A 12,094-nucleotide genomic window follows, 5' to 3' on the forward strand; every position below is an offset into this window, starting at 1 on the left:
CTAAGAGCGGTTGAAATCGGAGGACAAGAGAGCGACAAGGCCCTGCCACCCCCGAAGCGTCCGCGGTGCACCAAGAGCTGGCCCGAGAAAAAAGGCCAGCCATGCATTTAGTGGGGAGAGTCGCCTGAGCGAAGCGGGCGACCCCATAGATACAGAGCCACACTGATGGCTCGGAGTTAGATTTGATTCCAGCGAGCGCGGTTAGAGCGAAGCTGTTGCTTTTAAGGTGCACAAGCAGCGAAGGGGGAGGAAGGAGCCGAAGGAGCGTCTTTGGCATCCGATTTCAACCGCCAAGAGCGGTGGGAAAAAGAAATCGGAGGACAAGAGAGCGACAAGGCCTTGCCACCCCCGAAGCGTCCGCGGTGCACCAGCAAAATAGTTTTTGCACTTTATGCATCAGCTGTTTTCAAATCTTCACTCCGAGCCATACACACACATTTGAAAGGGGAGCATTCCCATGACTGATTCCATTACATTTACCAATCCCATCCTGGAGCAGCGAGCTGATCCGTGGGTGTACCGTCACACAGACGGGTACTATTATTTCTCAGCTTCGGTGCCAGCCTTTGACCGGATTGAGATTCGGCGTGCACAAACCCTGGAAGAGTTGAGAGATGCCGAGCCGGTAACGGCGTGGCACAAACATGATACAGGACCGATGAGTGCCAACATTTGGGCACCTGAAATTCATTTTATCGATGGAAAATGGTACATACATTATGCTGCAGCCCATACCAGCGAAACCAATGAGGGCCTTTTCGACCACCGCATGTATGTGCTGGAAAATGACTCGGCCAACCCGCTCGAAGGCGCGTGGGTAGAGAAGGGACAGATTCGGACGCGTTGGGAGACGTTTTCCTTGGATGCAACGACGTTTGAACACAAAGGTACCCGTTATTTGGTATGGGCGCAAAAGGCCCCGGACATTCCGGGTAACTCTAACCTGTACATTGCCCAAATGGAAAATCCGTGGACTCTCCGTGGTGAGCAGGTCATGATTTCTACACCGGAATATGATTGGGAGATCATCGGCTTCAAGGTAAATGAAGGGGCAGCAGTGTTACATCGCAATGGGCGGATCTTCATTGGTTACTCGGCGAGTGCGACCGACTATAATTATTGTATGGGTTTGCTCACCGCAGATGAAGATGCCGACTTGCTTGATCCAGCGAGCTGGGTGAAATCACCTAAGCCGGTATTCCAGACGTGTGAAGCGAATGGTCAATATGGTCCGGGTCACAACAGCTTTACGGTATCACCGGACGGCAAAACAGATATTCTGATCTATCACGCACGAAACTACAAGGACATCGAGGGAGATCCTCTCTATGATCCAAACCGTCACGCCCGCGCGCAGGTTATTCGCTGGAACGAAGATGGCACACCTGACTTTGGAGTCCCTGTTCCAGATGGGAAGGCTGCGGCTGAAGCTAAATAATAATACTGCTAAAGTTTTAATATAGTAAGCCCTTAGTCAGCGAGCCATGCTGATTAGGGGCTTTTACTTATGTACACATTGAGAAGGAAGACTTGAAGACGGATACGAGGGTCTGCATATTAGCAACCATCCCGTGACCAATGCGTATGAGGAGTATACAATTCACTATACACATAATATTAGGAGGCCATATATGGATTCACGCGAGACATTGGACCGGGAGCTGGAACAGATTTTAAAATGGGAAAAAGGGCAGAAGGACTTGTTTATTTGGGACAAAATTGGTCGTTTGCCGTTTGCCATGCTGGATAAAGTTATGCCCAAAGCGCTGAAACAGAAGATTGGAGACTCGCTGAACGAAGTTGGTCAGTATGTGCAGAATGGCGGGAAATTTCTCGTCCAGAAAAAGAAGGTAGCTGAGCTGCTCCGAGAGGAAGCGACCAAATCCGGTTATTCCATGAAGGCCGATACCTCTTACGATGAACAGGATGAAGAGGCAAGAGATACGACGAAAATCCACAGTGTGGATGGTTTACCGCTTGAAGTATTGGATCGCACTGCTGATAACATTACGGACAGTCGAACGAGGTTTGCTGCTGCACAAGGGGCCGCAACAGGTATCGGCGGCATTGTAACGATTGCGGCGGATATTCCGATGGTGATGGGGCTTTCCCTGAAGGTGCTGCAGGAGATGGCGCTATGCTACGGATATGATCCCGACGAACCCCAAGAGCGCATATTTATCGTCAAATGTCTGCAATTCTCCTCTGCTGATATTGTGGGCAAAAAAGCAATAATGGATGAACTCGCCGATTACGATAATCCGGACAAGCAGGTTGAGGTTATCTCTCAAATGCAGGGCTGGCGGGAGGTTTTTAATTCCTACAGTGAATCGTTTGGTTGGAAAAAGCTGTTTCAGCTTATTCCGATTGCCGGCATGGTATTCGGTTCGGTAAGCAACAAAAATACGATTCGTGATGTTGCGGAAGCCGGAAAAATGCTGTACAAAAAACGGCTCATTCTTCAGCGTTTGAAATAATGTTACAGAAAACTTAACTGGAAGAGATGAATTTACATGTTAAACAAACAAGGTTTCTATGATCTTTTAAACCGCAACAACATAGTTTACGAGAGCTTTGAACATCCAGCAGTATACACTATGGAGGAAATATTCTCTCATGATGTTCCACATACAGAACATATCGTTAAAAGTCTATTTCTACACAAAGCGGCGACCTCTCCCCGATGGAATTCGGGAAAAGGTCGCCGCTTTTATCTTTTTTTATTGCTAACTTGAGGAGTTATGACTAAACCAGATTGAGGCGAAAACCCCTTTTCAAGTGGCTGAATGTCTATATTCCTTATTCTTCGCTACCGTTCTCTTCCGCCCAGCGGTTCAGCAACTTATCCGATGGAAGCAGGAAGGTGAAGATACCGATCAGTGGCAGGAAGCTGCACATCTGCATAACTGGAGATACGCCGAACACGTCGATCCAGTTCCCCAGCACGAGTGCTCCCAGACCGCCCATACCAAATGCCAGACCAGTAATCAGGCCGGAGACGGTTCCGATTTTGCCTGGAATCAGCATTTGCGCATACACAACGGTCACCGAGAAACTGGACAACATGATGAACCCAATAATACTCAGCAACACGGCTGTCCAGAACAAATTGGCGTAAGGCAGCAGAAGCGCCAGTGGAGCGGCCCCGGCCATCGACAGGAAGATCATGTTACGTTTACCGAAGCGATCCGCCAGTGGACCACCAAAGAACGTACCAAGAGCCCCAGCCGCCAGGAACAGGAAGATATAGATCTGTGCGTCCTCTGTGGACAAGTTAAATGTATCCTTCAGGTTAAACGCATAGAAGCTGCCGATCGAAGCGACATACCACGAACGGACAAAGACAAGCAGAATCAAAATGGTTATGGCAGCAGCAATCTTTTTACGTAATGCTGGATTGGGTGCACGACGAGCTGCCGCCTGTCTGCGCAAATATCCTCCCGATTGCAGCATGCGTCCATACCAGCGAGCGATATAGATTTGAACCGCAATTCCCGCAGCTGCAATGCCCGTGAATCCGATGGCACCAAACAACCCAAACGGGATGAAAATCCATCTGGTGAGCAATGGGGCGAGAGACTGACCGGCATTACCACCCACCTGGAAGATCGACTGAGCCAGACCTCTACGAGGCCCTGAGGCCATATGGGATACCCGTGAACCCTCTGGATGGAACGCCGCCGAACCGAGACCAACAAAGATGACGGAGATCAGGACGGCCATATAACTGTCGGCGAAGGCAAGCAATAGCATACCGGTAAACGTAAAGCCCATGCCGATGGGCAGAATGGAGGGTGTCGGTTTTTTATCAGCAAAATAGCCTACAACAGGCTGCATGATGGACGCAGTAAAGTTAATAGCAAACGAAATCCATCCGATCTGTGTATACGTGAGATGCATGGAGTCTTTCAGAATTGGAAAAATAGCTGGAATGACAGATTGGATTGAATCGTTGAACAAATGGACCAGACTGATGGCAATTAAGATCCGATAAACGGTACCTTGAGCATCCAATCCGGGTGGAGCTTTTGAACGCGCAGCGGCGTCTTTGGATAATGAATTTTGCATGGACATGAACAGTTCTCCTTTGGTCGCGGTCACGAGGGATCAGCGCCTGATGATGTGATGTGCCTAAGCATATTGTTACATAATAGGACAGATTTGAAAGGTCGACAAGGGGAACAGGGGAAATTAACGTTCTCATTTTAATGTAAACTATTGATATACTTTAAAGAATCTACTATTAAATTTCTACTAAATCAGAAATGATAAAGGACTGATCCATATGAAATCGCTATCACCATATGTTCTTGCCAAACGTAATTTGGCGATGACCATTCTATTTATGGCAGTCATGACTTTTCTGGCTATCTATGTTGCATCGACGTCTCTGTACTTTGCTATCGGATTTTTTGTGGTTGTTCAGTCTATAGGTGTACTTATGCTGAGACATTACATCAAAAAAGTGAAAGAACTGAAGGAAGACAGTAACCCTTGAATGCTAGTCCAATCCATACGATTGGTTGCAAACGCCCACGTTCCATAGCATACAAAAAAACAAAAGCCGAACTTCTTCAGATCGAAGAGTTCGGCTTTTGTGTGTTCAATAATTTTATTTTGTACAAAGCATAATTGGTGTATCTACCAAATTAACGATTATCTATCGTCTCTGGATACATATCATGGTTCATCATGCGGTGCTCGGCCATTTGCTCATACTTCGTCCCCGGTTTACCGTAGTTGGTGTACGGATCGATGGAAATGCCGCCGCGCGGCGTGAATTTGCCCCATACTTCAATGAAGCGTGGGTCCATCAGCTTAATCAGGTCGTTCATGATGATGTTCACACAATCCTCGTGGAAATCACCATGGTTGCGGAAGCTGAACAGGTACAGCTTAAGTGACTTGCTCTCCACCATTTTCACATCAGGGATGTAGCTGATATAGATCGTTGCAAAGTCCGGCTGACCCGTGATCGGGCACAGGCTGGTGAACTCCGGGCAGTTGAATTTGACAAAATAATCCCGGTACGGGTGTTTGTTATCGAAGTTTTCCAGAATACCTGGATCATATTCAAACGTATATTTTACGCCCTGGTTACCCAGCAACGTTAGATCTTGCATTTCATCAGGTTGTCTCATGGATTCGTAAACGCTCCTTATTTCCGGCGACGCACGAAGCTTACCGGTATATATGATAGGCCATCTTAGCCTCTGGTTGTTCCCAAAATTACATCATGCCGCCCATTATTCCATCCAAATAGCCCATCAGACGCCGCGTTTGTTGCCCCAAACAAGGGTATGCAGCTGTGGCAGCACACGAACGTCGTTCAGATCATCGGATGCACTGACTTGATCAATCAGCCACTCATAACGGGCAAGCAGCGAAGTCGCCAGATCTGGGGTATCAGCAGAAGTGACATCCGGGTTCCCGGTTTGCAAAAATAAATCTGTGCCCGGATACCGTGCATGCACACGGCGGGCATAGTCCAAGTCTGTCTCATCGAAAATTACGATCTTCAGACTGTGACTTCGTTCCACCGGGCGAGCAGCCAGGCGATGGATCAGATCATCCAGCACAGCCCAGTCGGTGTTCATGCCTGAGCTGGGAGGCTTGGGCGAGACGGTGACTTCGTCAATGTCCGCCAGCCAAGACTGCCAACGGGAGCCCTGCGTTTCTACCGCGGTGCGGATGCCGTTCTCCCGAAGCAGCTTAACCAATCCGCCCAGCGAAGCGAGCAGGGCAGGGTTGCCGCCTGAGATGGTCACATGAGAGAAGCGTGAGCCGCCAACACGACGCAATTCCTCCCACACATCCTCCGGAGTAATCATCCGAATCAGGTCCTTGCCACTGCCGTCCCAAGTAAAGGCCGAGTCACACCAGGAACAGCGATAATCGCAGCCCGCGGTGCGGACGAACATCGTTTTCTGCCCGATAACCATGCCTTCACCTTGAACCGTCGGGCCGAAGATTTCCATCACAGGAATACGAGCCTCTATGCTACGTTCCACACTACTCATCGATCATCCACTCCCGTCTGGCCTCAGCGTAACTGGTCGGCGTCTCGTATAAGCGGACAAACTCTGTTCGACCACCCTCGGTAAGTGCAGCATACGGTTCGGTTTGCAAGGCATGCTCCATCTGCTCGAACAACCAGACGACCATATTTTCAGCAGTTGTGTTCATGAGGGGAAGGGTTTCGTTCAAATACTGATGATCCAGATACCCTTCAATTTGTGTTTTCCATATATCCTTGATATGTCCAAAATCAACAGTCAGTCCGGTCTCACCCGGGTAACCGCTAATGCCAAAAACAACTTTATACGTATGTCCGTGCAAGTTCTTGCACTTGCCTTCATAACAATGCAGATGATGCGCAGCGTCAAACGTAAACTCCTTGCTGACAAGCACACGTTTGCGATGATAGCGAAGCTGGGCAGGAAGGATATCTTCTCCAATCCGCTGCAACCGTTCCACAATACGAAATGTTCCCGGTTCTCTCATCGTACGTCCGCTCCTGGAGTTCCAACAGTAGTAGAATCAGTGCGTTGCTCCAGATAGCGATCCAGTCCGGCTTTGCGCAGTTTGCAGGCAGGACATTCTCCGCAGCCATCGCCGATAATTCCGTTATAACAGGTCAGTGTGCGCTCCCGCACATAATCGAAGGCACCGAGCTCATCCGCCATTTTCCACGTCTGGGCTTTGTCCAGCCACATCAGTGGGGTGTGAATGACAAATGGGTAGTCCATCGATAGATTCAGCGTAACATTCATCGACTTTACAAACGAATCCCGACAATCCGGGTATCCGCTGAAATCCGTTTCGCATACACCTGTGACGAGGTGACGAGCCCCTTTTTGCTTCGCCATAATGGCTGCAAAACTGAGGAACAGCAGATTCCGTCCATCGACAAACGTACTTGGCAGTTCGCCTTCTTCATGCGTAATCTCCATATCCGTACGGGTGAGTGCATTAGGCGCGAGTTGGTTTAACAAACTCATGTCCAGTACCGTTTGCTGTACACTCAGATCGCGAGCGATCTCTGCGGCGCATTCAATCTCCAGCTTGTGACGCTGGCCGTAATCGAAGGTAACCACTTCAACCTCGGCAAATTGCTGTTTGGCCCAGAACAAACAAGTTGTACTGTCCTGACCGCCGCTAAATACAACGACTGCTTTTTCTTCGTTCAACATAAAAAAACCTCTCCATCTTCTTAAGATCAATCCATGCACATAGGCACAGAGTGTCGGAAGAACAGAGAAGTTCATGAACTGGCATCCATCAAAAAACACACCTTCTCGTAGGCTGCTTCAAAAAAGCAGGACGATCTAGTGTTCTTAGTTTTTTACGTACGTTGTTACCTAAAATGTACGCAAGACTTATTGACCTTAATGAAGGTCGAGTCTTATAGAGGGAGTTCGCGAACCTCTCCCATGCCATAGGCATGGATTTTCTTCTTCAATTGTCCGGTACAGTATATCACATTTCCAATACGGTGAGCATGCTTTCCATGAGAATCCATTTATAACTGAGCCTAACGTCATCTGGATTCATTTAATCAATACATTTCCAAAAGGAATGACTTCCTTCAGAATTCGCTTAAATAAGCCTTCATCGTTCATATCCTGTTCCAGTCTATGATTTTCACGACCGGCCTGAAAGAGTACAGAGCCATGTCCTGTCATCTTCCAATGATAGTTCATATGCTGGCTGGCAAGGTTGTTCCCGTATACGGTAAGTTCCAGCTGCGCGTTCTCAGGATAGGCGATAATACTGCCTGCATCCACGTATAGTGGTGCGGTAGGGTGCAGTTCCTGTTGGCAGACCTGACCTTGTGTCAGCAATCCAATCTTGCCTTTGCCCGAAAATTTCATTTTCACGGCATCCCGAGTGATGAGCATGTTTTTGATTTTCTGAATTTTGGTGTGCATCGTGACGCCGTCGGAGTAGAAGAAAAGGTGACGGAAGTCATACAGCAGATCGCTGTTCTCACTCAGTTCAACTTCCTTCATGGTGAATCCGGGAGGCAGGGCGGCCACAAATTGACAAGGACCGGTAATTTCGGATTTGATGAGCTTTTTTTTGCGATAGATACCCGAAATGTTCATGAATTTATCATTGCGACTGCTGCTTGGGCCGCGAAAAGCGACAATTTGCTGGGGATGGAGAATATGCAGGCGGTCGTCCTGGATCAACGAGAACGTGACCACTTGTCCGGCTCCGCCAGCTTCGGCATTATTCAGGTGTATGTGCATTCGGTTGCTCCTGTTCTTTTATACTCGGCCAGAACGGCGACGCATTCCCCAGCGCATCACCCGAATCAGAATAAAGTATCCCAATATGAGTGAAACGGCTGTGATAATCATCGTTTGAATGCGTTTGGCAGTTGCCGTTTTGGCATCCTGATCATTTTGCAGCTTGCTCACCATGTCGGTCAGTTTTTCGTTTTGTGCCAGCAACAACTCGTTCTGGGCCTTGAATGCTTCGACATTTGCCTGGGCTTGTCCCAATTGGGCAGAGGTCTGATTCAACTGCTCCAGCGTCTGTTTATAGCTTTCCTGCAAGGCGTTCACTTCTCCAGGTAGCTCGGAGACTCGTTCCCATCCACTATAGATATCGGAGAATATATTGGCATTTGCTGCACTGACTGTAGAAGTCAAAGAAACAGTAAACAATACACATGTGGTGAATAACACCCGAATGAAATAACCCTGAATGGGTTTTGGCATGAATGGCACCTTCTTTCGGTTACATAATCGTTTGCCGATTTCGTCGTCATTTGTTGAAATACGGCTCTTACATTATACGTCAAAACCGGGACAATGGGTTCAAGATGATATAGTTTTAATTACCCTATATGAGAATAAATCAATACATGTGGACAAGTGTTTAATTTTAAGAACGTCGGGGTAATAGAAGGACAGGGCAGCACTCCGGACGGCCTTGACATGATTCTTTTACTTCAGCTCTGGGTGCCTGCTATTCATAATAACGAAATTTGTAATTTAATGAGAGAAAACAATATATCCGATTTTTATGAAGATCGTGAATACGAAGGGGTAGAAACGTATGTACACAACTAAACAAGCTGCAACAACCAAAACGATTATGATCACTGTAAATGGTGAGCCGATCGGGCGTGAATTGATTATCGACAGTATTACTTATGCTCCAATCACAGAACCTGATTCTGTACAAAGTTTACACAAAATGGGAATTGATCCATCTACGATTTAAGATAGGACTTGTCATATAAAAGTGGTCTAAAAGCTTGGCATACTGCCAAGCTTTTTCGTCGTTTATTGTCGTAATTACGCGGATTTAGGGATGAGAAACTAATATTATGGAAAAATTTCCTGCGAACATATGTTCCGTGACAATATAGTGTCCATTTACCCTGATAACTTAGAAGATAATACATATAAATCGGGGGAGAGACTACCAGTGAACTCAGTCTTTGAAGTATCTTATTCGTGGAATAGAGAGGCCATACCGACAGGGGGAGCCGACCCCGTATATATGATGGTGGAGTGGCGTAACGGAGCCCCTGCCAAAAGACTCAGGAAAATAGCACCCAAAATTGTGTCACGAGACTTGGAACTTTTGCTCAAACCGGAATTTGGAATTCAGCTCAAGGGCATCTACGGCTGTCGTTCCAAAGAAACGGATATCGGTTGGGTTTTAAGACTTGGTGATGTATACAAGGGAGAGAGTAAACAAATCTTACTCGAATTCGCCATGGGACCGCGTGTATCAGGAAAAAGTGCCGTATGTTCAGCTTATTGGAGTACGCGAAAGTTGAAACAAAGCCAGAGAGTACTGCTGCGCAGAGAACAGTTGTATATTCAGTATACAAGTCATCTGGGCATGCTGCGTCAGCCGGAAGATCCCAAGGTAGAGAAGACAATCAAATTAAACGAAACAGTTCCTCTGATTAAACAAGCTTTGCGTGCTTATGAAAGAGGCCGTACACAAGAGGGCAGTGATATGCTGCGTCGTCATGCAGATGCTTTGTTAATTGAAGCGGCTCGCAAACAGGATCTAGATTATTATGAGGAAGCCGAAATATTGGAGAAACTTCGGCACCATTATGGGATTACTTTTAATTCCATGGTTCATAATCGCGGAAAAACGATGTTAGGTGAATAGGGATAAAGAACTAGGGAAGATGGGGCGGAAAGGAATGTTTCTACATAATTTTTTGAAGGTGAAGTCAAGGAATAAGTCGAATGTACTAAACAACATAATAATAAAAAAATGGATGGAGTTGTATCGAATTTATTGAAACAACATCGTGGAGGGTCCGGCAAAATGACAGACCGACTGATCCGATTAATGCGCATTATAACTCTTGTGCAGGCCAAACCGGGTATTCTGGCCCGTGAGCTTGCCGAGCGGTGCGAAACAACGGAAAGGACGATATACCGCGACATGGAGGCCCTCAGTGCAATGCATATCCCCATCGCCAATATGGGACACGGGAGAGGATACATGTTTATCAGCCATTTTGCCATGTATCCGCTGAATTGGTCTGATGAAGAAGCTCAAGCCTTTATGCACCTGGCAGAAGTCATGGAGAATATTCGTCCGTTGCTGAAGCCTGCTTTTGAGAGCGCGTATGAGAAAGTGGTTGCTTCGAGTCAGAAAAACAAAACAGAGCGAGTGGAATGGTCTGAGCAAATTAGCGGGTTGTTCAAAGTGGGTACATCTGCTTGGCAAAATGAAAGTACCGAACTTCTGAATCATTCCCTGGTGACCTTGCTTCAGGCCGGAATTTCCCAGAACACTATTGAAGGAGAATATCTGTTTCAAGGTAAAAAGGGGATTGCGCGAATGGATCCCTACTGTCTTATTCCTCGTGAATACCGATTTGATCTGTTGGCATATTGTCACCTGTCAGAAAGACTGAGAATATTTCAAGTGAATCGTTTGCACAGGGTTCGGATTTTGCCACGCACGTTCCGCAAAGATGATTACCTTTTACAATCTCACTTCCGCACGCCACAGGAACTTAGCGGCAGTACGGAGTGGACTGCATTCAAGATCAGATTCTCGCCGCACGCCGTGGAGCGTGTGATGCAGGAGCAGTTTTTTGCACGCCCCATCTTGACGATCGAACCGGAGGGTACGCTGTTATTTGAGGCCATACTGAGTGATGAACAAGGGTTTCTAACCTGGTTGTCTCAATATGGACCCGATGCCGAAATTCTGGAGCCTCAGAGCTACCGTCTTTTGATGAAGGAACGTCTGGAACGTTGGAGAGAGATTTACAACTGAACGTCAGTGCAGATCATGGCTGGTCTGCCTTTGTTCAACATGCGTTGTATGCAATTACTCTTTGGTCTTGAACAGGTGTGCAAGGTTACCAAAAGGGGAATCTTTCTCGTCATCTTCTACACTGCTGGAATAGACCACTTTGGATGTGATGCCCTCATCATCTGCGGCGCAATTGGTTTCCAGTTTGAATTGATCAAATTGATGCATGAATACTTTGGCTGTATTAATCGCATCATCCAAAGCGCGGTGCTGAGTGCCATCGAATTCAATACCACAAAGTTCCAGAGCCTGAGCGAGTCCAAGCTGACGGAATTTTCCTTCCTTACGCACAGTTCGCGACCATTGCTGCTGAAGATCATTGTGGTTGGTGATCCAGGCTACATCGAGCTGATGAGTGCGACAATGAGAGATCAGTTTGGTGCGGTCATCCGGTCCCCAGGAGCACATGTAATAGGATTCACTTCCCATCCATGCAATAAATTGATTCAGTGCTTCGGGAAAAAGAGGGGCTGCGTCGATGTCTTTCTGCGTAATACCCGTAAACTGAATTGTATCGGCGGATAGCACCGACTTATTGGATGGACGAACATAAGTGTGGAACGTATCCGACACGAACAGGCCGTTCTCACCTTCCGTTACTTTGACGGCACCGATATCTATAATTTCAGAAGAGTAACGTGTATTGCGACTTACCGTGAATTCAAGATCGTAAATAATATATGGCATAGGACAAACTCCTTTATCAATTAATACATGGTTTCTATTTCTCTATATTACAGGGAACGCACAGCCATGTCAGCCATCGCCCAGCAATTCA

Annotated in this window: 14 protein-coding genes; 6 read left to right on the forward strand and 8 right to left on the reverse strand. The window is 47.1% G+C overall.

The features are described from left to right. Positions 1-457: 457 nt before the first annotated feature. On the forward strand, positions 458-1,438 hold the full coding sequence (locus tag PTQ21_RS11150) for a glycoside hydrolase family 43 protein (protein WP_274569888.1): 981 nt from the start codon (positions 458-460) through the stop codon (positions 1,436-1,438). A gap of 193 nt (positions 1,439-1,631) precedes the next feature. Continuing rightward, positions 1,632-2,477 (forward strand): EcsC family protein, encoded by an 846-nt coding sequence (locus PTQ21_RS11155; protein ID WP_269053583.1) that lies wholly within the window; start codon positions 1,632-1,634, stop codon positions 2,475-2,477. Between the two features lie 322 nt (positions 2,478-2,799). Here the strand turns inward: PTQ21_RS11155 and PTQ21_RS11160 are convergent, their stop codons facing one another. Next, positions 2,800-4,068, reverse strand: coding sequence for an MFS transporter (locus PTQ21_RS11160; protein WP_072734461.1), 1,269 nt, complete (start codon positions 4,066-4,068; stop codon positions 2,800-2,802). A 217-nt stretch (positions 4,069-4,285) separates the two neighbouring features. On the opposite strand from PTQ21_RS11160, the gene PTQ21_RS11165 reads away from it, so the two are divergent. Continuing rightward, a complete protein-coding gene (locus PTQ21_RS11165) occupies positions 4,286-4,498 on the forward strand; it encodes a hypothetical protein (protein WP_090807974.1) in 213 nt (70 codons plus the stop codon). A gap of 151 nt (positions 4,499-4,649) precedes the next feature. Here PTQ21_RS11165 and queF read toward each other — a convergent pair whose 3' ends face one another. From queF to PTQ21_RS11195, 6 genes are all read right to left on the reverse strand, one after another. After that, the gene (queF, locus tag PTQ21_RS11170; protein WP_063564570.1) at positions 4,650-5,141 is read right to left on the reverse strand and encodes a preQ(1) synthase; all 492 of its coding nucleotides are present in this window, start codon (positions 5,139-5,141) and stop codon (positions 4,650-4,652) included. A gap of 126 nt (positions 5,142-5,267) precedes the next feature. After that, complete coding sequence (gene queE, locus PTQ21_RS11175) at positions 5,268-6,020, reverse strand: 7-carboxy-7-deazaguanine synthase QueE (protein ID WP_274569890.1); 753 nt, start codon at positions 6,018-6,020, stop codon at positions 5,268-5,270. Then, positions 6,013-6,504 carry a 6-carboxytetrahydropterin synthase QueD gene (queD, locus tag PTQ21_RS11180; RefSeq protein WP_064640203.1) on the reverse strand — a complete coding sequence of 164 codons (492 nt, stop codon included), beginning with the start codon at positions 6,502-6,504 and terminating at the stop codon, positions 6,013-6,015. Before queD ends, queE begins: the two co-directional genes overlap by 8 nt. Continuing rightward, positions 6,501-7,190, reverse strand: coding sequence for a 7-cyano-7-deazaguanine synthase QueC (gene queC, locus PTQ21_RS11185; RefSeq protein WP_072734460.1), 690 nt, complete (start codon positions 7,188-7,190; stop codon positions 6,501-6,503). The genes queD and queC overlap by 4 nt, the downstream gene beginning before the upstream one ends. A 360-nt stretch (positions 7,191-7,550) precedes the next feature. Then, entirely contained in the window at positions 7,551-8,255 is a 705-nt protein-coding gene (locus PTQ21_RS11190) for an AIM24 family protein (RefSeq protein ID WP_063564567.1), read from the reverse strand. An 18-nt stretch (positions 8,256-8,273) separates the two neighbouring features. Further along, entirely contained in the window at positions 8,274-8,729 is a 456-nt protein-coding gene (locus PTQ21_RS11195) for a hypothetical protein (RefSeq protein WP_024632428.1), read from the reverse strand. 340 nt (positions 8,730-9,069) lie between these two features. On the opposite strand from PTQ21_RS11195, the gene PTQ21_RS11200 reads away from it, so the two are divergent. The 3 genes from PTQ21_RS11200 to PTQ21_RS11210 all read left to right on the forward strand — a co-directional run bounded on the left by PTQ21_RS11200 (position 9,070) and on the right by PTQ21_RS11210 (position 11,277). Then, complete coding sequence (locus tag PTQ21_RS11200; protein ID WP_170867871.1) at positions 9,070-9,237, forward strand: hypothetical protein; 168 nt, start codon at positions 9,070-9,072, stop codon at positions 9,235-9,237. Positions 9,238-9,444: 207 nt separating this feature from the next. Beyond that, entirely contained in the window at positions 9,445-10,149 is a 705-nt protein-coding gene (locus PTQ21_RS11205; RefSeq protein WP_139295681.1) for a hypothetical protein, read from the forward strand. Between the two features lie 162 nt (positions 10,150-10,311). Beyond that, a complete protein-coding gene (locus PTQ21_RS11210) occupies positions 10,312-11,277 on the forward strand; it encodes a helix-turn-helix transcriptional regulator (protein ID WP_090807978.1) in 966 nt (321 codons plus the stop codon). A gap of 54 nt (positions 11,278-11,331) precedes the next feature. Here the strand turns inward: PTQ21_RS11210 and PTQ21_RS11215 are convergent, their stop codons facing one another. Further along, the gene (locus tag PTQ21_RS11215; protein ID WP_063564564.1) at positions 11,332-12,003 is read right to left on the reverse strand and encodes a 3'-5' exonuclease; all 672 of its coding nucleotides are present in this window, start codon (positions 12,001-12,003) and stop codon (positions 11,332-11,334) included. Positions 12,004-12,094 lie beyond the last annotated feature (91 nt).

The organism is Paenibacillus marchantiae, assembly GCF_028771845.1.
Classification (GTDB): domain Bacteria; phylum Bacillota; class Bacilli; order Paenibacillales; family Paenibacillaceae; genus Paenibacillus; species Paenibacillus marchantiae.

Bases quoted from the DNA above. Each gene is read 5' to 3' on its own strand.
- PTQ21_RS11150 (WP_274569888.1), top strand. From the start codon at position 458: ATGACTGATTCCATTACATTTACCAATCCCATCCTGGAGCAGCGAGCT.
- PTQ21_RS11155 (WP_269053583.1), top strand. From the start codon at position 1,632: ATGGATTCACGCGAGACATTGGACCGGGAGCTGGAACAGATTTTAAAA.
- PTQ21_RS11160 (WP_072734461.1), bottom strand. From the start codon at position 4,068: ATGCAAAATTCATTATCCAAAGACGCCGCTGCGCGTTCAAAAGCTCCA.
- PTQ21_RS11165 (WP_090807974.1), top strand. From the start codon at position 4,286: ATGAAATCGCTATCACCATATGTTCTTGCCAAACGTAATTTGGCGATG.
- queF (WP_063564570.1), bottom strand. From the start codon at position 5,141: ATGAGACAACCTGATGAAATGCAAGATCTAACGTTGCTGGGTAACCAG.
- queE (WP_274569890.1), bottom strand. From the start codon at position 6,020: ATGAGTAGTGTGGAACGTAGCATAGAGGCTCGTATTCCTGTGATGGAA.
- queD (WP_064640203.1), bottom strand. From the start codon at position 6,504: ATGAGAGAACCGGGAACATTTCGTATTGTGGAACGGTTGCAGCGGATT.
- PTQ21_RS11190 (WP_063564567.1), bottom strand. From the start codon at position 8,255: ATGCACATACACCTGAATAATGCCGAAGCTGGCGGAGCCGGACAAGTG.
- PTQ21_RS11195 (WP_024632428.1), bottom strand. From the start codon at position 8,729: ATGCCAAAACCCATTCAGGGTTATTTCATTCGGGTGTTATTCACCACA.
- PTQ21_RS11200 (WP_170867871.1), top strand. From the start codon at position 9,070: ATGTACACAACTAAACAAGCTGCAACAACCAAAACGATTATGATCACT.
- PTQ21_RS11210 (WP_090807978.1), top strand. From the start codon at position 10,312: ATGACAGACCGACTGATCCGATTAATGCGCATTATAACTCTTGTGCAG.
- PTQ21_RS11215 (WP_063564564.1), bottom strand. From the start codon at position 12,003: ATGCCATATATTATTTACGATCTTGAATTCACGGTAAGTCGCAATACA.